Origin of the sequence: Streptomyces sp. FIT100 (assembly GCF_024584805.1) — a bacterium.
In the GTDB taxonomy this organism is placed as follows: Bacteria; Actinomycetota; Actinomycetes; order Streptomycetales; family Streptomycetaceae; genus Streptomyces.
Genome location: NZ_CP075715.1, coordinates 1,066,479 through 1,086,300, shown reverse-complemented (window position 1 = coordinate 1,086,300; position 19,822 = coordinate 1,066,479). Strand labels below are relative to the sequence as shown.

The 19,822-nt window shown below is 73.0% G+C and carries 16 protein-coding genes; 12 read left to right on the top strand and 4 right to left on the bottom strand.

The features are described 5' to 3' along the window. Positions 1–96 precede the first annotated feature (96 nt). Positions 97–2,247, top strand: a complete 2,151-nt coding sequence (locus KK483_RS04610; protein WP_262003928.1) for a primosomal protein N' — start codon at positions 97–99, stop codon at positions 2,245–2,247. Positions 2,248–3,125: 878 nt separating this feature from the next. Here KK483_RS04610 and KK483_RS04605 read toward each other — a convergent pair. Beyond that, entirely contained in the window at positions 3,126–3,653 is a 528-nt protein-coding gene (locus KK483_RS04605) for a hypothetical protein (RefSeq protein ID WP_262003927.1), read from the bottom strand. A gap of 248 nt (positions 3,654–3,901) precedes the next feature. Between KK483_RS04605 and fmt the strand changes: the two genes are divergently transcribed. The 4 genes from fmt (at position 3,902) to KK483_RS04585 (ending at position 8,197) form a co-directional block, all read left to right on the top strand. Next, a complete protein-coding gene (gene fmt / locus KK483_RS04600; RefSeq protein WP_262003926.1) occupies positions 3,902–4,846 on the top strand; it encodes a methionyl-tRNA formyltransferase in 945 nt (314 codons plus the stop codon). A gap of 34 nt (positions 4,847–4,880) precedes the next feature. Beyond that, entirely contained in the window at positions 4,881–6,314 is a 1,434-nt protein-coding gene (locus KK483_RS04595; protein WP_262003925.1) for an RsmB/NOP family class I SAM-dependent RNA methyltransferase, read from the top strand. Positions 6,315–6,391: 77 nt separating this feature from the next. Continuing rightward, complete coding sequence (gene rpe, locus KK483_RS04590; RefSeq protein ID WP_262003924.1) at positions 6,392–7,075, top strand: ribulose-phosphate 3-epimerase; 684 nt, start codon at positions 6,392–6,394, stop codon at positions 7,073–7,075. A 75-nt stretch (positions 7,076–7,150) separates the two neighbouring features. Continuing rightward, complete coding sequence (locus KK483_RS04585) at positions 7,151–8,197, top strand: sugar-binding transcriptional regulator (RefSeq protein WP_262003923.1); 1,047 nt, start codon at positions 7,151–7,153, stop codon at positions 8,195–8,197. A gap of 171 nt (positions 8,198–8,368) precedes the next feature. Here the strand turns inward: KK483_RS04585 and KK483_RS04580 are convergent, their stop codons facing one another. Further along, positions 8,369–9,505, bottom strand: a complete 1,137-nt coding sequence (locus KK483_RS04580; RefSeq protein WP_262003922.1) for an amidohydrolase — start codon at positions 9,503–9,505, stop codon at positions 8,369–8,371. Between the two features lie 2 nt (positions 9,506–9,507). Beyond that, complete coding sequence (locus tag KK483_RS04575) at positions 9,508–10,839, bottom strand: glutamine synthetase family protein (RefSeq protein WP_262009345.1); 1,332 nt, start codon at positions 10,837–10,839, stop codon at positions 9,508–9,510. Positions 10,840–11,088: 249 nt separating this feature from the next. On the opposite strand from KK483_RS04575, the gene KK483_RS04570 reads away from it, so the two are divergent. The 3 genes from KK483_RS04570 (at position 11,089) to KK483_RS04560 (ending at position 13,426) form a co-directional block, all read left to right on the top strand. Then, a complete protein-coding gene (locus KK483_RS04570; protein ID WP_262003921.1) occupies positions 11,089–11,520 on the top strand; it encodes a ribonuclease domain-containing protein in 432 nt (143 codons plus the stop codon). Next, positions 11,517–11,879 (top strand): barstar family protein, encoded by a 363-nt coding sequence (locus KK483_RS04565; RefSeq protein WP_262003920.1) that lies wholly within the window; start codon positions 11,517–11,519, stop codon positions 11,877–11,879. Before KK483_RS04570 ends, KK483_RS04565 begins: the two co-directional genes overlap by 4 nt. A 98-nt stretch (positions 11,880–11,977) precedes the next feature. Then, positions 11,978–13,426 carry a GuaB1 family IMP dehydrogenase-related protein gene (locus KK483_RS04560; protein ID WP_399015962.1) on the top strand — a complete coding sequence of 483 codons (1,449 nt, stop codon included), beginning with the start codon at positions 11,978–11,980 and terminating at the stop codon, positions 13,424–13,426. Between the two features lie 171 nt (positions 13,427–13,597). Here KK483_RS04560 and KK483_RS04555 read toward each other — a convergent pair whose 3' ends face one another. Next, positions 13,598–14,668, bottom strand: a complete 1,071-nt coding sequence (locus KK483_RS04555) for a GDSL-type esterase/lipase family protein (RefSeq protein WP_262003918.1) — start codon at positions 14,666–14,668, stop codon at positions 13,598–13,600. A gap of 435 nt (positions 14,669–15,103) precedes the next feature. Here KK483_RS04555 and KK483_RS04550 point away from each other — a divergent pair, with 435 nt between their 5' ends. The 4 genes from KK483_RS04550 (at position 15,104) to KK483_RS04535 (ending at position 19,759) form a co-directional block, all read left to right on the top strand. Continuing rightward, complete coding sequence (locus KK483_RS04550) at positions 15,104–16,573, top strand: amino acid permease (protein ID WP_262003917.1); 1,470 nt, start codon at positions 15,104–15,106, stop codon at positions 16,571–16,573. Between the two features lie 10 nt (positions 16,574–16,583). Then, the gene (locus KK483_RS04545; protein ID WP_262003916.1) at positions 16,584–17,039 is read left to right on the top strand and encodes an Lrp/AsnC family transcriptional regulator; all 456 of its coding nucleotides are present in this window, start codon (positions 16,584–16,586) and stop codon (positions 17,037–17,039) included. Between the two features lie 187 nt (positions 17,040–17,226). Next, positions 17,227–18,027: a carbon-nitrogen hydrolase family protein gene (locus tag KK483_RS04540; RefSeq protein WP_262003915.1), complete on the top strand. Its 801-nt coding sequence runs from the start codon at positions 17,227–17,229 to the stop codon at positions 18,025–18,027. A gap of 37 nt (positions 18,028–18,064) precedes the next feature. Next, the gene (locus KK483_RS04535) at positions 18,065–19,759 is read left to right on the top strand and encodes an NAD(P)/FAD-dependent oxidoreductase (protein WP_262003914.1); all 1,695 of its coding nucleotides are present in this window, start codon (positions 18,065–18,067) and stop codon (positions 19,757–19,759) included. Positions 19,760–19,822: the final 63 nt, after the last annotated feature.

Sequence of the window (19,822 nt, the reverse complement as noted above, 5' to 3'; positions counted from 1 at the left end):
CAGGCTGTTCGACCAGGGCCCGGACCGGATCGGTCCGGGCCCCGGCCTTTTCCCACGCCATCGGCACTGTCGGTGGCCTCTGGTAGGAATGTGGCTGTGAGCAGCGACGACGAACATTCCGACCGGCCCGAGGAGGGGCCGCCGGAGCAGCTTGCGCTCATCCGCGAGAGCGTACGGCAGGCAAAGGTGCCGCGCGCCAAGCCGCGCACCTGGCGGGGGGCCGCGCTCGCCAAGGAGCTGCCGGTCGCCCGGGTCGTCGTGAACAAGGGCGTGCTTCACCTCGACCAGTTCTTCGACTATGCCGTGCCGGAAGAGCTCGACGCCGCCGCCCAGCCCGGGGTACGGGTCCGCGTCCGCTTCGGAGCCGGCGCACACCAGGTGCGAGACGGACGGCGCGAGGGCGGGCGGCTGATCGACGGCTTCGTCGTCGAACGGCGCGCCGAGTCCGACTACTCCGGTCCGCTTGCCGCCCTCGCCGGCGTCGTCTCACCCGAGCCCGTGCTCAGCCCCGAGCTGCTCACCCTCGCCCGCGCCGTCGCCGACCGGTACGCGGGCAGCCTCGCCGACGTCCTCCAGCTCGCGGTGCCGCCGCGCAGCGCCCGTGCCGAGGGGCAGCCCTCACCGGAGCCGCTGCCGCAGCCCACGGCTCCGGAGGTCGGCACCTGGGAGCGGTACGGCCGGGGTTCCGGCTTCCTGGCCGCGCTCGCCGGCGGCGGCGCACCGCGCGCCGTGTGGACCGCGCTGCCCGGACCGCACTGGGCGGACGAGCTCGCCCGGGCCGTCGCCGCGACCCTCGCCTCCGGGCGGGGCGCGCTCGTCGTCGTCCCGGACGGGCGAGCGGTCGCGCGGGTCGACGCCGCGCTCACCGCACTGCTCGGCGACGGGCGGCACGCCGTGCTGACCGCCGAGGCCGGCCCCGAGAAGCGGTACCGGCAGTGGCTTGCCGTACGCCGGGGATCCGTGCGGGCCGTCGTCGGCACCCGGGCCGCGATGTTCGCCCCGGTGCAGGACCTCGGGCTCGTTGCGATATGGGACGACGGCGACGCCAGCCACAGCGAGCCGCACGCACCGCTGCCGCACGCCCGGGAGGTGCTGCTGCTGCGCGCCGCCCACGACCGGTGCGGCTTCCTGCTCGGCGGCGTCAGCTGCACCGTCGAGGCGGCGCAGCTCGTCGAGACCGGCTGGGCGTCGCCGCTGAGCGCGGACCGCGGCCAGGTGCGGCGCGCCGCGCCGCTGGTGCGCACCGTCGGCGACGGCGAGCTGGCCCGGGACGAGGCGGCACGGGCCGCGCGCCTGCCGTCGCTCGCGTGGCAGGCCGTCCGCGACGGGCTGCGGACCGGCCCGGTGCTGGTCCAGGTGCCCCGGCGAGGATACGTGCCGAGGCTCGCCTGCGAACGCTGCCGCACGCCCGCACGCTGCCGGCACTGCTCCGGCCCGCTGGAGGCCCCACGCGAACAGGACCTGCTGTGCGGCTGGTGCGGGCGGGACGCCGCCGGATGGCACTGCCCGGAGTGCGGTGGCGCACGGCTGCGGGCCCAGGTCGTGGGCGCACGGCGCACCGCGGAGGAGCTCGGCCGGGCGTTTCCGGCGGTGCCGGTACGGACCTCCGGGCGCGACCATGTGCTGGATTCGGTGCCTGCCAGGCCCGCGCTGGTCGTCAGCACACCGGGCGCCGAGCCGGTCGCCGAGGGCGGCTACGCGGCGGCGCTGCTGCTCGACGGCTGGGCGATGCTGGGACGGCCGGACCTGCGGGCCGGCGAGGAGGCGCTGCGTCGCTGGATGGACGCGGCATCGCTCGTGCGGGGCCAGGAGGACGGCGGCACCGTCGTGGTCGTCGCCGAGCCCACGCTCCGGCCGGTGCAGGCGCTGGTCCGCTGGGACCCCGTCGGCCACGCGCAGCGGGAGCTCGCGGAGCGGGCCGAGCTGGGCTTCCCGCCGGTGTCCCGGATGGCGTCGGTGTCGGGGCCGGCGGAGGCGGTGGCGGAGTTCCTCGCCGCGGTGTCGCTGCCGGCGGACGCGGAGGTGCTGGGGCCGGTGCCGCTGCCGGCCCCGCCCGTCGCGCCGGGCCGGCCGCGGCGGCCCGGCGACCCGCCGCCAGGGGAGCACTGGGACCGCGCGCTGCTCCGGGTCCCCCCGGGCAGCGGCGCGGCCCTGGCCGCGTCCCTCAAATCGGCCCAGTCCGCCCGCCTGGCGCGGGGTGCGCTGCCGCCGGTACGGGTGCGGGTGGATCCACCGGACATCGGCTGAGTCGTTTGCCCTGTCGCGGGTGCGGTGTTGCCCTATGCCGGGTGGGCACCCGGGGTTCTTGTCCTCAAGCGCCGGACGGGCTTGGGGTGGGCGGTGTTGTCCGGTGTCGGGTGGGCACCCGGGGTGTTTGTCCTCAAGCGCCGGACGGGCTGGGGGTGTGTCCGGTGGGTGGTTCGGTTCGGGGCCCCTCCGGGCTCGACTCCTCGGAGGCGGCGGCGTACAGGTTCCACCAGGTTGCGCACCCGGTGCCTGCCGCCGTCTCCTGCGGGGCTGACCCTGCACGGCCCCGCCCCGGGGTTGTCCGCCGGGTGCGGGTGGGTGGGTGGTTGTCGCGCCCGCGGGTCGTTGCTCGTCTGCGGGCCGGTGGGTGGTTTGTGCCCACCCGTTCCTCCCCCTAGGACTTCGTCCTGGGGGGGACCCCCAGCGGAACGCCTGCCCACAAACCAGGTGGCCACCTCGCGGTTTGTGGACAGTCGTCCGGCTGGGGCGGGCCGGTGGGCGTAAACCTGACCGCCGGGGTCGGCCACGGCCGGTGAGGTGGCCCGGGGGGTGCGGAGGGGTCGGGTTCGGGACACTCAAGCGTGATTTGTGGCACGCAACACGCACGGCACGTACACAACCCCGGGTGGCGTGCCGTACGGGGGTCCGGGGGTTTCCCCCGGAAAAGCACAGCATGCCGTCCCGGACACGAGCCCCGCAGCGCCACCCGGACGGCAACCGCACGCCGCCGGGTGACGCCGACACACCCAGCCCGTCCGGCGCTTGAGGACAAGAAGCCCGGCCCACCACACCGCCACCGGGCAACCCCGACTGCTCAGCCCGTCCGGCGCTTGAGGACAAGAACCCCGGGTGCCAACCCGACTCGCGGCAACACCGCGTCAGCCGTTGCGCGGCCCCGGGAAGGCGCTCGGGCGGATCTCCTCGCGGAGGGGCTGCGGCGGCATCGCCCGAGCGGCGGGCACCGCGGGCACCGTCGGCACGGCCGGCACCGTCGGGACCGTCGGGACCGTCGGCATCGACTGGGCCGGGACCGGCTCCGCCGTCCCCGGCTGCGGTGTCGCCCGCCGTGTGCCGTAACGACGGTGGACCGCCTGCTTCGTGACGCCCAGCGCCGAGCCCACCGCGTCCCACGAGAAGCCGAGCGAACGGTCGAAGTCCACCGCCGCGGTCACCAAGGTCTCGACGCTGTCCCGCAGTTCCTGCGCCAGGCGGACGGTCGGGGCCGGGGCCCTGCCGTAGACGACGAAGCCCGTGGACGGGCCGGAGCGACGCGGACGGTAGACGTTGCCCAACTGGGCCGTGAGCGTGCGCAGTGCGTCCACCTGCCGGCGGACCCGCTCGATGTCCCGCACCAACAGATGCAGACTCGCCCGGGCTTGGGCGTCGTGGGTTGCGTGGTCGGCCATGAACAAGCCTCTCGAACCGGCGTTGAAAAGGTCCGGGCCGCACGCGGGGCGGCGGCGGCCCGTTTCGGTCAATCTCTCTTGACCAACGCGATACGGGGCGTTGTGGTCACGGTGCTCGGGTGCAAGGGCATATGCGCAGGGCGCACGGACGTCCGTGCGCCCCCTGTCGGTCATGGCAAATAGACTGGTACGCCGCGCGTCCACCCGGTACGTCCGGGACATCCGGCACACAGAGCGAGGTAACCCCCGTGAAACTTGTCTTCGCAGGCACCCCCGAGGTCGCCGTACCCGCCCTGGACGCCCTGATCGCCTCGGACCGGCACGAGGTCGCGGCGGTCGTGACCCGTCCGGACGCCCCCGCAGGCCGCGGCCGGCACCTGGTCGCCAGCCCGGTCGCGCAGCGTGCGGAGGAGGCCGGGATCGAGGTGCTCAAGCCCGCCAGGCCGCGCGAGGAGGACTTCCTCGCGCGGCTGCGCGAGATCGCGCCGGACTGCTGCCCGGTCGTCGCGTACGGCGCGCTGCTGCCCAAGGCCGCGCTGGAGATCCCCGCGCACGGCTGGGTCAATCTGCACTTCTCGCTGCTGCCCGCGTGGCGTGGCGCGGCGCCCGTGCAGCACGCCATCCTCGCCGGGGACGAGATGACCGGCGCCTCGACCTTCCAGATCGAGGAGGGCCTGGACTCCGGGCCGATCTACGGTGTGATCACCGAGCACGTACGGCCGACGGACACCAGCGGCGATCTGCTGACCCGGCTCGCGTTCGCGGGCGCGGGGCTGCTGGCCGCGACGATGGACGGGGTCGAGGACGGCACGCTCAAGGCCGTTCCGCAGCCCGCCGAGGGCATCACGCTCGCCCCGAAGATCAACGTCGAGGACGCGCACATCGACTGGCGCGCCCCCGCCCTCCGGGTCGACCGCGTGGTGCGCGGCTGCACGCCCGCCCCCGGTGCATGGACCGGCTTCCGGGGAGAGCGCCTGAAGGTGGTCAACGCCCGGCTCGTGCCGGACCGTACGGAGCTCGCGCCCGGGGAGCTCTCCGTGGGCAAGAACAACGTGTACGTGGGCACCGGTTCGCACGCCGTCGAGCTGCTCTGGGTGCAGCCGCAGGGCAAGAAGCCGATGCCCGCGGCGGACTGGGCGCGCGGGGTGCGGATCTCCCCCGGCGAGAAGGTCGGCGCGGCCGACGTAGGCTGAACGGGTTGGACCCTTTCGGAACGCGGAGCACCTTTTGAGCGAGCAGAGCCGTCGCCGTCCCCACAAGCCGTACCGGCGCCCGAAGAAGGACCCCGTGCGGGTCCTCGCCTTCGATGCGCTGCGGGCCGTCGACGAGCGGGACGCGTACGCCAATCTCGTTCTGCCGCCGCTGCTGCGCAAGGCCAGGGAGCAGGGGGAGTTCGACAACCGGGACGCGGCGCTCGCGACCGAGCTGGTGTACGGCACGCTGCGCCGGCAGGGGACGTACGACGCGATCATCTCGGCCTGTGTCGACCGGCCGCTGCGCGAGGTGGACCCGCCCGTCCTGGACGTGCTCTCGCTCGGCGCCCATCAGCTGCTGGGGACACGGATCCCGACCCACGCGGCAGTGTCGGCGAGCGTGGAGCTGGCGCGGGTCGTGCTCGGCGACGGGCGGGCCAAGTTCGTCAACGCGGTGCTGCGGAAGATCGCGCAGCACGATCTGGACGGCTGGCTGGAGCAGGTCGCGCCGCCGTACGAGGAGGACGCCGAGGATCATCTCGCCGTGGTGCACTCGCATCCGCGGTGGGTGGTCTCCGCGCTGTGGGACGCGCTGGGCGGCGGGCGCGCCGGGATCGAGGACCTGCTGGAGGCCGACAACGAGCGGCCCGAGGTGACCCTGGTGGCCCGGCCCGGTCGGGCCACGACGGAGGAGCTGCTGGAGCTGCTCGGTGAGGAGTCCGGCCTGCCGGGCCGCTGGTCCCCGTACGCCGTGCGGCTCGCCGAGGGCGGCGAGCCGGGCGCGCTCGAGCTGGTGCGGGAGGGGCGCGTCGGCGTGCAGGACGAGGGCAGCCAGCTGGTCGCGATCGCGCTGGCGAACGCGCCGCTGGACGGGCCGGACGAGCGCTGGCTCGACGGCTGTGCGGGCCCCGGCGGCAAGGCGGCCCTGCTCGGCGCGCTGGCGGCCGGGCGCGGTGCCACGCTGCTCGCCTCCGAGAAGCAGCCGCACCGTGCCCGTCTCGTGGAGCGCGCCCTGGCCGGCAACCCCGGTCCTTACCAGGTCATCGCCGCCGACGGCACCCGCCCGCCGTGGCGGTCGGGCTCCTTCGACCGCGTCCTCGTCGATGTGCCGTGCTCGGGTCTGGGGGCCCTGCGCCGCCGTCCCGAGGCCCGCTGGCGACGCCGCCCGGAGGACTTCGAGGGGTTCGCGCCGCTCCAGCGCGCCCTCCTGCACGAGGCCCTGCGGGCCGTCCGGGTCGGCGGAGTTGTCGGGTACGCGACGTGCTCGCCGCATCTCGCCGAGACCCGGGTCGTCGTCGAGGACGTCCTGAAGGGCCGCGGCGGTGCCCCGGCGCAGGCCGAGTGGATCGACGCCCGCCCTCTGATGCCGGGCGTCCCGGCGCTGGGCGACGGTCCCGACGTCCAGCTCTGGCCCCATCTCCACGGCACCGACGCCATGTACCTGGCGCTGCTGCGCCGCACGGCCTGACCCCGCGCGCCCGCGGCGGGGCCCGGCATCCACGGCCTCCCGCGCAGGCGGGTGCCGCAGCATGGCAGTCTTGGCACATGGCCCAGATCAACCCCAGCATCCTGTCCGCCGACTTCGCCCGCCTCGCCGAGGAGGCGCAGGCCGTCGAAGGCGCCGACTGGCTCCACGTAGATGTCATGGACAACCACTTCGTGCCCAATCTGACGCTCGGTGTGCCGGTGGTGGAGTCGCTGAGCCGCGCGACCGACATCCCGCTGGACTGCCATCTGATGATCGAGGATCCGGACCGCTGGGCTCCGCAGTACGTCGAGGCCGGTGCCGGTTCGGTCACCTTCCATGTGGAGGCCGCCGCGGCCCCCGTGCGGCTGGCCCGCGAGATCCGTGCCAAGGGTGCGCGCGCCTCGATGGCGCTCAAGCCCGCCACGCCCGTCGAGCCGTACGAGGACCTGCTTCCCGAGCTCGACATGCTGCTGATCATGACCGTGGAGCCGGGCTTCGGCGGCCAGGCGTTCCTGGACATCATGCTGCCGAAGATCCGCCGCACCAGGGAGCTGATCGCCAAGCACGATCTGGAGCTGTGGCTGCAGGTCGACGGAGGTGTATCGGAGGCGACCATCGAGCAGTGCGCGGAGGCCGGCGCGGACGTCTTCGTCGCCGGTTCCGCGGTGTACGGCGCCGAGGACCCGGCCGAGGCCGTGCGTTCGCTGCGGGACCTGGCGTCCCGCACGATCGCCTCGGCACCCTGGGCATGCGACCACTGAGCCACGCTTGCGTGAACGGGCCCCGACAGGGCTGATCGACTACCCCCGGATCTGACAGGATGACGGTTCCGGAGTGTGAACAGCAGTGAGGAGAGCGCGGTGTCTGCAATGTCGGCGGGACGACCAGCCCTGCGGATGGGACCCGCCGAGCTGGTGCAGGCGGCGGCCATGGCCCGCCGCTTCTACCTCGAGGGCAAGTCCAAGATCCAGATCGCGGAGGAGTTCGGCGTCAGCCGCTTCAAGGTGGCCCGGGTCCTGGAGACTGCGCTCGAACGCGACCTCGTACGGATCGAGATCCGCGTCCCGGCGGAGCTGGACGCGGAGCGCTCCGACGCGCTGCGCGCCCGCTACGGCCTGCGCCACGCGGTCGTCGTCGAATCCCCGGCCGAGGGCGAGGACGAGTCTCCCGACCCGGAGAACCTCGGCGAGGTCGCCGCGGATCTCCTCGGGGAGCTGGTGGCCGAGGGCGATGTGCTGGGCCTGGCCTGGGGCCGCTCGACGATCCACATGGCGGCGGCGCTGGACCGGCTGCCGCCGTGCACGGTCGTGCAGTTGACGGGCGTCTACGACGCGGGGACCGCCGAGCGCGGCTCCGTCGAGGCCGTCCGGCGGGCCGCCCAGGTCTCCGGCGGCGAGGCCCACCCGATCTACGCGCCGATGCTGCTGCCCGATCCGGCGACCGCGGCGGCGCTGCGGAACCAGACGGGTATCGCGCGCGCCTTCGAGTACTTCGACAAGGTGACCGTCGCCTGCGTCTCCATCGGTTCCTGGGAGCCGGGCATCTCGACGGTCCACGACATGCTGACGGACGAGGAGCGGTCGCACTACGCGTCGCTCGGCGTCGCCGCCGAGATGTCCGCGCACCTCTTCGACGCGGACGGCCGCCGCGTCGGGCGCGACCTCGGCGAGCGCTGCATCACGGTCGAGGCGGACCGGCTGCGCCGGATCCCGGAGGTCGTGGCGATCGCCGGCGGACAGCGCAAGGCGGCGGCGATCGGCGCGGTGCTGCGCTCCGGGCTTGTGACCAGCCTGGTGACGGACACCGCGGCGGCGGACTACCTGCTGACCGAGTCCCGGCCCGGTCCGCGCCCCGCGCTGGAGCGCGCCGACCCGGACGACTGACGTCCCGGACGACTGACGTCCCGGACGACGGGCGCCACGAACGACCGACGTTCCGGACGACGGACGCCTCGAACGGCTGACGTCCCGGACGACCGGCGCCATGTGACCGCCGGCCGTACGACCGACGGCTCTCGCCGAGCCCGTCCCCGCCGTCTCCCGGCGGGGGCGGGCTCAGTCCGTTTCCGGGCCGAGGCCGTACAGGCGGCGGGCGTTGCCGGCCGCCAGCAGGTGTGCCACCCGCCGGGCGTCCGGCTCGGACCAGGCACCCGATCCCGTCCAGGCGCCGAGGACGCCGCGGAGCGCCTCCTCGAAGACCCGCGCGCCGACCACGTACAGCTCGGGAAGCCCGAACGCGTCGCTGGAGTACAGCAGCTTCCCGAACGGGGTCAGTTCCAGCGCCTCGGCGAGCACGGCGCCGGCGCGGGCGCCCGTGTGGCAGAGGGCCAGGCCGACATCGGCGTACACATGTGTGAACACGTTCGCGAGGTAGGCCGCATGCCGGTGGTACGGGTAGCCGTGCAGCAGCACCAGCGGGCAGCCGTACGGGGCGACCGCACGGATGAAGTCGGTGAGCAGGAGCGGATCGGCGTGGTCGAGGCGCAGATCGGGGTCGCCGAAACCGGTGTGGAGCTGGAGCGGCAGTCCGGTGCGGACCGCGGACCAGAGCAGATGGCGCAGCAGTACGGGGTCGCCCAGCCGCCCGCCCGGGGGACGTGAGTCCATCCAGCGCGCGGCCGCGGCGTGGACCTCCACGGGCTCCGGCGGCGCGGGGTCCAGCCCGAGGCCGTGGCGGTACGCGGCGACCGACTTGAACCCGGCGGCGGTACGGGCGGACGCGACGACGGCGTGTTCCAGCACCTCGACGAACGCCCCGGGGCCGTGGCTCGCGTCCGCCGTGCGCTCGGCCAGCGCCTCCAGCCGTACGACCACATGCCCCCTGCCGTCGTCGAGCCCGGCCAGCCCGGCGAGCTCCGCCGGACCGGTGAGGTCCCCGGGCAGACCCGTGTCGACCAGGTACGTGCCTGTGCCGCTCGCCCGCAGCAGCCGCCGTGTCGCCTCCTGCGCCCCCAGCTCCCTGCGGCGCTCCAGGTAGCGCTCGGCGGGGCAGTGCGCCTCCAGCCCGAGCAGCGGCGGGCACCAGCGGCGCACGGCGAAGCCCAGCTGTGTGTCGAAGAAGCTCGTGCCGGGCGCGGCCGGGGCGTCCGACTCCGTCAGGTACGAGGCGAACTCGTCCGCGTCCAGGTCATGGCGCAGCACCCCGTGGCAGTGGTGGTCGACGAGCGGCGGCAGCGCGAGGTCCGGATCCATGGTCAGTACCGCCCGCGCGTCGCGTCCGCGATCGCCTGGGGGGCCCGGCCGGCGAAGAGCTCGTCCTCGGCCCGCCGCACGGCCGCGATGGCCTCGAACAGCGCCTCACCGAGCGCCGCACGCAGCACGTCCGACCGCTCGAAGTGCGCCAGCGCCTCCGGCAGCGACCGGGGCAGCCGCAGCGGTCCCGCGGCGGCCGGGGCGCCGCCGCCCGCGCCCTCCCGGGCCTCACCGGGGCCGGTCACCGCCGGGTCGCCGCGCACCGGGGCCGGGAGCCGTGCGTCCGCATCGAGGCCCGCCAGGCCCGCCGCGATCACGGCGCCCGTCACGAGATACGGGTTCGCCGCGGCGTCGAAGCACTTCACCTCGGCGTTCGCGCCGTCGGGGTCGTCGGGGGCGCCCGTGATGAAGCGGAGAGCGGCCTCGCGGTTCTCCAGCCCCCAGCACTGGAAGGCGCCCGCCCAGCGGGACGGTTCGAGGCGGAGATAGCTCGCGGGGGAGGGGGCGCCGACGGCCAGCAGCGCGGGGAGGGCGTCCAGGACGCCCGCGAGGAACGCCTCGCTGTCGGCGGTCATCCCGAAGGGGCCGTCACCCGCCCGGCACAGGTTGCGCCCGTCCCGCCACAGGCTCAGATGGAGATGGCCGCCGTTGCCGATACCGGCCGCTTCCACCGCCGGGCCGAACAGTGCCGTCAGCCCGTGCCGCAGCGACACCGCCCGGACCGTCTCGCGGACCAGTACGGCGAGGTCCGCGGCGCCCACGGGGTCCGACGGTGCGACCGAGACCTCGAACTGCCCGACGGCGTACTCGGGATGGATCTGGAGCACCTCGACGCCCTGCGCGCCCAGCGCCCGCAGCACCTCGTTCACGTAGTCGGAGAGCTCGACCACCCGCGCCATTCCGTACGCCGGCCCGGCCCACGGGTACCCGCCCTCCCGCTGCACGATCCACTCGGTCTCGAAGCCCATCCGCAGCTCGATCCCGCGCTCCGCGGCGCGCTCCGCCATCCGGCGGGCGAAGAGCCGCTGGCAGGCGGCGTACGGCTGCCCCTCCTGGTCGTACCGGTCGACGGGCGCCCAGGCCCAGCCGGGCTGCCCGGCCAGCACGGTGAGCCGTTCGAGGTCCGGTACGAGCCGGAGATCGCCGTCCGGGCCGCCGATGTGCCGGCTCGTGGTGATGGAGTCGTCCACGAGGTAGACGTCGAAGACGGGCGACATGCCCACGCCGCGCGTGGCGGCATGGGCGAGACGGCCGACGGGAACGGCCTTGACGCGTGTGAGCCCCGCGTTGTCCACCCAGGTCAGGGCCACCCCGTGGACGCTCTCCGCCGTCAGCCGCGCGGCCTCCTGACGGGCGCGCTGACGCGTCTCCTGGAGCGCCGCCTGCCGTCGCGGCGCCTCATACGCCGGAGCCTGTTCCCGCTCCGGTGGCTCCGCCTGCTCCTGCTCGGGTGCCTCCGCCCCTCGCGCGGGCGCATGCCGTTCTGCGTGGTGTGTCCGGTCGCTGTGCTGCACGGGGCATTCCCTACCCGCCCCGGCCCCTCCTTCACCGCCTTCACCCGCGACCGTGGCAGCATCGGCCTCATGCTGCACCGGCCGCCCCTGCGGGACCTCCGGATTCCCCGGCTCCTGCGTCTCGTCCTGGCCGCCGCCCTGCTCGTCTGCCTGGGACTGCCGGCGGCCGGCTGCTCCTCGGGCTCCGGCACGCAGAGCCCCGCCGCACCCACCGGCCGTACCGCCCTGCCGGTCGTTCGCGTCGGCGACCTGCCCCCGGAGGCCCGCGAGACCCTGCGCCTCATCGACAGGGGCGGGCCGTTCCCGTACGGGAAGGACGGCGCCGCCTTCGGCAACTTCGAGCGGATCCTGCCGCGGCGGGAGCGCGGCTACTACCGCGAGTACACCGTCCGCACACCCGGCGAACGCGACCGCGGGGCCCGCCGCATTGTCACCGGGCAGGCCGGGGAGGTCTACTACACCGACGATCACTACGAGACGTTCAGAGAGGTGCTCCGATGAGGAACGGCCCCCTCGCTGCTCTGTTCGGCGCCGTGGCCGGCCGGAACATCACCGTGCTCGACCTCCACGGCGTCAGTGACAAGGCGGCCTTCATGGAGCGCTGCGCGGGCGATCTGGAGCTCCCCGCCTGGTTCGGCAGGAACTGGGACGCGCTCGCCGACTGCCTCACCGACCTGCCGGGGGACGAGGGCACGCTCGTGCTCGTACTGCGCTGGCAGGAGTACGCCGCCGCGCGCCCCCGGGAGTGGGAGACCGCCCAGGAGGTGTTCGCCCAGGCGGTCGACGCGATGCCGGGGCGGCTCGCCGTGCTCGTCGCCCTTGGAGGATCCGACGAGGGGGCCGCGCGGGGTGCTGGATGATCAGCCCGCGAGGTGCACCCCCGCTGTCATGGGACAATGAAGTACGTGCGTTTTCCCCCGGGTGAACACCCGGGACCCCTCCGATCGACTGGGATGTTCTGCACGTGCGTTTCCTCAATGACATCAAGCCGCCGTACGACCTGACGTACGACGATGTGTTCATGGTGCCGAGCCGCTCGGCCGTTGGCTCCCGTCAGGGCGTCGACCTCGCGTCCCCCGACGGCAGCGGGACCACGATCCCGCTGGTCGTCGCGAACATGACCGCCATCGCGGGCCGCCGGATGGCCGAGACCGTCGCCCGTCGCGGCGGAATCGTCGTCATCCCGCAGGACATCCCGATCGAGGTCGTCACCGAGGTCGTTTCCTGGGTGAAGACGCGCCACCTCGTGCTCGACACCCCGATCATGCTGAGCCCGCACCAGACCGTCGCCGACGCGCTGTCCCTGCTGCCGAAGCGGGCCCACGGCGCCGGTGTCGTCGTGGACGAGGAGAACCGCCCGGTCGGCATCGTCACCGAGCACGACCTGTCCGGCGTGGACCGCTTCACGCAGCTGTCCGAGGTCATGTCCAAGGACCTGCTGGAGGTCGACGCGGACATCGACCCGCGCGAGGCGTTCACCGTCCTCGACAACGCCAATCGCAAGATCGCCCCGGCCGTCGACAAGGACGGCAGGCTCGTGGGCGTCCTCACCCGCAAGGGCGCCCTGCGCGCCACGCTGTACACCCCGGCCACGGACGCGCAGGGGCGGCTGAGGATCGCCGCGGCCGTCGGCATCAACGGCGATGTGGCCGGCAAGGCGAAGCAGCTCCTCGACGCCGGCGCCGACACGATCGTCGTGGACACGGCCCACGGCCACCAGGAGTCGATGATCTCCGCGATCAAGGCGGTCCGCGGCCTCGACCCGCAGGTCCCGATCGTCGCGGGCAACATCGTCGCGGCCGAGGGCGTCAAGGACCTCATCGACGCCGGCGCCGACATCATCAAGGTCGGTGTGGGCCCCGGCGCCATGTGCACCACCCGCATGATGACCGGCGTGGGGCGCCCGCAGTTCTCCGCCGTGCTGGAGTGCGCCGCGGAGGCGAAGAAGTACGGCAAGCACGTCTGGGCCGACGGAGGGGTCCGGCACCCGCGCGACGTCGCGATGGCGCTCGCCGCGGGCGCGTCGAACGTGATGGTCGGCTCCTGGTTCGCGGGGACGTACGAGTCCCCGGGCGACCTCCAGCAGACCGCGGACGGCCGGCTGTACAAGGAGTCCTTCGGCATGGCGTCCGCGCGTGCCGTGCGCAACCGCACGAGCGACGAGTCGGCCTACGACCGGGCGCGCAAGGCGCTCTTCGAGGAGGGCATCTCGACGTCGCGGATGTTCCTCGACCCGGCGCGGCCGGGCGTCGAGGACCTGATCGACTCGATCATCGCGGGCGTGCGGTCGAGCTGCACGTACGCGGGTGCGGGTTCGCTGGAGGAGTTCGCCGAGAAGGCGATCGTCGGCATCCAGAGCGCGGCGGGCTACGCGGAGGGCAAGCCGCTCCACGCGAGCTGGAGCTGACGCGCCCGGCCTCCTGAGCTGACGCGCCCGGCCTCCTGAGCTGACGGGCCTCGGCCCGTCAACCCCTTTGCGGCCCCCGGGACTTCGGTCCCGGGGGCCGTTGCCGTGCGGCAGTTCCACGGAGCGGGTGGGCTCGCTCCCCCTGACAGGACCGCCGACGGAACGCGGGGGTCAGGGTCCGACGGCCCGCGACGGTGTCCGTTCCCGTGTCGCGGCGGCCGTGACGAAGCCCGCCGCGCGCAGCGCGTGCGTCACCGCGGAGGCGAGGCGGGCGTGGCCCGTGTCGTTCGGGTGGAGGCCGTCCGCCAGGTCGGCGGCGGTCAGCAGGTCGCGGCCCGGCAGCAGCGCCAGCCGGCCGTCGCCCGCCGCGGCGAGGTCGAGGGCCGCCGACTCCATCGCGCCGCGCAGCTCGGCGAGCGTGGCGCCGAGGGCGTTCTGCGCCGCCTCGGCCTCGGGGCGCAGCAACGGCGAGACGAGCAGCAGCGGAGTCTCCGGGTGGCCACGGCGTACGAGCGCCACGAAGGCCCGCGTCGTCGCGTACATCAGCGCGGCGCCGTACGGCACCCCGGACCAGCAGTTGGTGCCGAAGGCGAGCGTCAGCAGCTCGGCGGGGAGGGACGCGAGCTGCTCCGCGGTGGCGAGCTCACCGCGCGCCGCGCCCGCGTAGCCGAGGTTGACGGTGTCCAGGCCGAGAGTGCGGCCGGCGGCCGCGGGCCAGGAGTGCGCGGGGCGCGTGGACCACCAGCCCTCCGTGATCGAGTCGCCGTGGACGAGCCAGCGCGGGCGCCGCGGCGCGGGCACCACGGGCCCGCCGACGCCGCGCAGGCCCAGGACCACGGGCGACTGCGACTCGGGCGGATGGACCGCGAACGGGCCGTCCCCCGGCGGTAGCCCGATCCGGACCGTCGCCTCCGCGGCAGGCTCGCCGAACGCCTCGCCCACACACCGGTCTCCCCGCCACAGCGCGAAGCAGTGCGCGAGTTCGCGCATCGTCTCTCCCGGCCCGGGGACCCGCGCCCGGTACCGCACGTCGACCGCGCGCGCACCGCCGGGCGCCGTGAACTCCAGCCGTACGCCGATGGGGAGCGCGGCGCGCTCGCGGGTGTCCCACGGCAGCCGCGCCAGATCGGCGGGATCGGCCCGCACGGCACGTGCCCCCTCCCGCCAGGCCACGCCGCGCAGGAAGGGGGCGGGGTCGAGCCAGTCGGGGGCGGGATCGAGCCAGTCGGCGTCCGGTGTCACAGGGGCCTCCGATCGTCTCGGTGACGGGCCCTTCACTGGTACCGCAGGAAGCGTTGTGCCGTACATGCCCGAGCGCATGCCCGAGCGCTTGGCTTGAATGCCCCTACCGGTCGGTGGCCGACCGGACACGAGAGCTTTGAGTCCCGATTTGGAAGGGTTTTGCGTGGCGGTGCAACGTTCCACCGCTGCCGCCCGAACCACGCAACGATCTTTCGCAGATGCGCAAAGCTCATGCATTACGAGCGGGAAGCGGGACTCATAGGGTCACTCGCTAGTACGTGGAGTTCGGCGGGGACCGTCTGCTCGGCGATTCCCCGCTCGGGGCTGCTCAGTCATGCCCCAGCACATTTCCCGGAGCGAATCCGGGAAGATGCAGAGCGTGAGGAATCGTCCCGGTCGCCGCCTCCCTACAGGCAGCGATTAGGAGCCTCCTCAGTGTTGGACCAGGGCGCAGCGCCACCCGTCACTCCCCAGCAGGACCCCTCGGCCCAGTCCGGCCTCGGCAGCCGCCTCATGCGGCGCAAGCCCGTCGAGACCCTCGTCGCCGAGGGCGGCCAGGGCGAGGGCGGCAGCCTCCGCCGCTCGCTCACGATGTGGCAGCTGACGATGATCAGCATCGGTGCCACGCTCGGCACCGGCATCTTCGTCGTCCTCGGCGAGGCCACCCCGCTCGCCGGCCCCGCCGTCGCCATCTCGTTCGTCGTCGCGGGCCTCACCGCCCTGTTCTCGGCACTGTCGTACGCGGAGCTCGCGGGCGCCGTGCCCGTCTCCGGATCCTCGTACTCGTACTCGTACGCGACCATGGGCGAGCTCATCGCCTGGGTCTGCGGCTGGTGCCTCGTGCTGGAGTACGGCGTCTCCGTCGCGGCCGTGGCCGTCGGCTGGGGCGAGTACCTCAACGAGCTGCTCGACGGCACGATCGGCGTCACCATCCCCGCCTCGGTCTCCGCGCCGCTCGGTGAGGGCGGCTTCATCAACCTCCCCGCCCTCGTCGTGGTGCTGCTCGCCATGGTCTTCCTGATGGGCGGCGCCAAGGAGAGCGCCCGCGTCAACACGATCATGGTCATCGTGAAGATCGTGACGCTGGTCCTCTTCATCGGCATCGGCTTCATGGGCATCAAGGCCGGCAACTACGCCCCGCTCGCCCCGCTCGGCGTCACGGGCATCAGCGCCGCCGCGGCCACCCTCTTCTTCTCGTACATCGGCTTCGACGCCGCCTCCACCGCCGGTGAAGAGGCCAAGAACCCGAAGAAGGACCTGCCGCGCGCGATCATGCTGTCGCTGCTCATCGTCACCGTGCTCTACTGCCTGGTCGCGCTGGTCGCCGTCGGCGCCATGCCGTGGCAGGACTTCGAGGGCACCGAAGCGGCGCTCGCCCAGATCATGAAGGACATCACCGGCCAGAGCTTCTGGGGCGTGGTGCTCGCCGCCGGCGCGGTCGTCGCCATCGCCAGCGTCGTCTTCGCCGTGCTGTACGGCCAGACCCGCATCCTGTTCGCGATGTCCCGCGACGGCCTGGTGCCCAAGGTCTTCGCCAAGGTCAACGCGAAGACCGGCGCCCCGCGCGCCAACACCGTGATCGTCTCGCTCTTCTGCGGTGTCCTCGCGGCCTTCATCCCGCTGGGCGAGCTGGCCAACGCCACCAGCATCGGCACGCTCTTCGCCTTCGCGCTGGTCAACGTGGCCGTGATCATCCTGCGCTACAACCGCCCGGACATGAACCGGACCTTCAAGGTGATGCTCTTCCCGGTCACCCCGATCCTCGGCTTCGGATTCTGCGCGTACATGATGTTCAGCCTCCCGTTCGCCACATGGGTGGTCTTCGGTGGCTGGATGGTCGCCGGGCTCGTGTTCTACTTCCTGTACGGCCTTCGCCGCTCCCGGTTGGCAACAGCAGAGAAGTGATCCACCCCCCGTGCGACTGAACGATCTCGACGAACGCATCGTCCACGCCCTTGCCGAGGACGCACGTCGTTCCTTTGCCGACATCGGGTCGCTCGTCGGCCTGTCCGCGCCCGCCGTGAAGCGGCGCGTGGACAGGCTGCGCGCCGACGGAGCCATCACCGGCTTCACGGTCCGCGTCGACCCGGCCGCCATGGGCTGGGAGACCGAGGGCTTCATCGAGATCTACGCACGCAGCAACACCTCGCCCGAGACCATCAAGCGCGGTCTCGAGCGGTACCCGGAAGTCGCGTCCGCCTCCACCGTCACCGGCGAGGCGGACGCGATCGTCCAGGTCTTCGCCTCCGACATGCGCCACTTCGAGCGCGTGCTGGAGCGGATCGCGGGCGAGCCGTTCGTCGAGCGGACCAAGTCCGTGCTCGTGCTCTCCCCGCTGCTCAGGCGCTTCTCGTCCGGCTCGCCCGGCTGAACGCACCAGCGGGGCCGGAGCTGCGGCTCACGCAAACGGGCTCACGCAACGAATCGCCGCCCTGCGCGGATATCACGCAACGGATCGACACTCGGTCCGCAACGGTCGTGCCTTGTCCGGGCCGAACACCGAACGTACCGTCATTACGTCTCCCTGACACACCCCACCGTCCTCCCGAGGTAGGTCCATGCCGCCGCTGCGCACCGCCCTGCTCCAGAGCTCCGGGACCCCCGGCGACATCGCGAAGAACCTCGAACTGCTCGACACGCACGCCGCGCGCGCCGCCGCCGCGGGCGCCGGGCTGCTGATCGCCCCCGAGATGTACCTCACCGGCTACGCGATCGGCGACGCCGTGCCCCGCCTCGCCGAGCCCGCCGGCGGTCCCTCCGCACAGGCCGTCGCCGCGATCGCCGCACGCCACGGCATCGCCGTCGTCTACGGCTACCCGGAGCGGGACGAGGAGGCGGTCTACAACGCCGCCCAGCTCATCGGCCCCGACGGCGAGCGCCTCGCGAACTACCGTAAGACCCATCTCTTCGGCTGCTTCGAGCAGGAGTGGTTCACGCCCGGCGACGAGCCCGTCGTCCAGGCCGAGCTCGGCGGCCTCCGCATCGGCCTGCTCATCTGCTACGACGTCGAGTTCCCGGAGAACGTGCGGGCCCATGCCCTCGCCGGCACGGAGCTCCTTGCGGTGCCGACCGCGCTGATGAACCCCTTTCAGTTCGTCGCCGAGAAGCTCCTTCCGGTCCGCGCCTTCGAGAGCCAGATGTACGTGGCCTACGCCAACCGGACCGGCCCCGAGGGCGAGTTCGACTTCGCCGGGCTGAGCTGCCTCGCCGGACCCGACGGCATCGCCCGGGCCCGCGCGGGCCACGGCGAGGAGCTCGTCGTCGCCGACGCCGACCCGGACTTCCTGGCCGCCTCGCGCGCCGCCAACCCGTATCTGCGCGACCGCCGTCCCGGCCTGTACGCGTCCCTCACCCGCTGACCCCGCAGCACGCCAGAACAGCAGGAGCCAGAGCCCCATGACGTCCACGGTGCCCACCGCCGTCCCGCACTCCGACGCGCAGCCGCCCATCACCATGTTCGGGCCGGACTTCCCGTACGCGTACGACGACTTCCTCGCCCACCCGGCCGGCCTCGGCCAGATACCCGCGACCGGGCACGGCACCGAGGTCGCCGTCATCGGCGGCGGGCTCTCCGGCATCATCGCCGCGTACGAGCTGATGAAGATGGGCCTCAAGCCCGTCGTCTACGAGGCGGACCAGATCGGCGGCCGGCTCCGCACGGTCGGCTTCGAGGGCACCGGCACCGACGAGCTGACGGCCGAGATGGGCGCCATGCGCTTCCCGCCCTCCTCGACCGCACTCCAGCACTACATCGACCTGGTGGGCCTGGAGACCCGGCCGTTCCCCAACCCGCTCGCCGAGTCCACCCCGTCGACCGTCGTCGACCTCAAGGGCGAGTCGCACTACGCGGAGACCATCGACGACCTGCCGCAGGTCTACCGCGACGTGATGAACGCGTGGAACGCCTGCCTGGAGGAGGGCGCGGACTTCTCCGACATGAACCGCGCCATGCGCGAGCGCGACGTCCCGCGCATCCGCGAGATCTGGGCGAAGCTCGTCGAGAAGCTCGACAACCAGACCTTCTACGGGTTCCTCTGCGACTCCGAGGCCTTCAAGTCCTTCCGGCACCGCGAGATCTTCGGCCAGGTCGGCTTCGGCACCGGCGGCTGGGACACCGACTTCCCCAACTCCATCCTGGAGATCCTCCGCGTCGTCTACACCGAGGCCGACGACCACCACCGCGGCATCGTCGGCGGCTCCCAGCAGCTGCCGCTGCGGCTGTGGGAGCGCGAGCCCGAGAAGATCGTCCACTGGGCCCAGGGCACCTCCCTCGCCACGCTGCACGACGGCGCGCCGCGGCCCGCCGTGACCCGGCTGCACCGCACCGCCGGCAACCGGATCACCGTCACCGACGCGACCGGCGACATCCGCACCTACCAGGCGGCGATCTTCACCGCCCAGTCGTGGATGCTGCTGTCCAAGATCGCGTGCGACGACTCGCTCTTCCCCATCGACCACTGGACGGCGATGGAGCGGACCCACTACATGGAGTCCAGCAAGCTCTTCGTCCCCGTCGACCGGCCCTTCTGGCTGGACAAGGACGAGCAGACCGGCCGGGACGTCATGTCGATGACGCTCACCGACCGCATGACCCGCGGCACCTATCTCCTGGACGAGGGCCCCGACAAGCCGGCCGTCATCTGCCTCTCGTACACGTGGTGCGACGACAGCCTCAAGTGGCTGCCGCTGTCCGCGAACGAGCGCATGGAGGTCATGCTCAAGTCGCTCGGCGAGATCTACCCGAAGGTCGACATCCGCAAGCACATCATCGGCAACCCGGTGACCGTGTCCTGGGAGAACGAGCCCTACTTCATGGGCGCGTTCAAGGCCAACCTGCCGGGCCACTACCGCTACCAGCGGCGCCTGTTCACCCACTTCATGCAGGACCGGCTGCCCGCCGACAAGCGAGGCATCTTCCTCGCGGGCGACGACATCTCCTGGACGGCCGGCTGGGCCGAGGGCGCGGTGCAGACGGCTCTCAACGCGGTGTGGGGCGTCATGCACCACTTCGGTGGCGCGACCGACTCCACCAACCCCGGCCCCGGTGACGTCTTCGACGAGATCGCCCCGGTGGAGCTTCCCGAGGACTGATTCTTCGAGGTCCAGTTCGCCCTGGGTGAGCCCGAACGGACCGGCGATGCCGGTCCGCCGTGA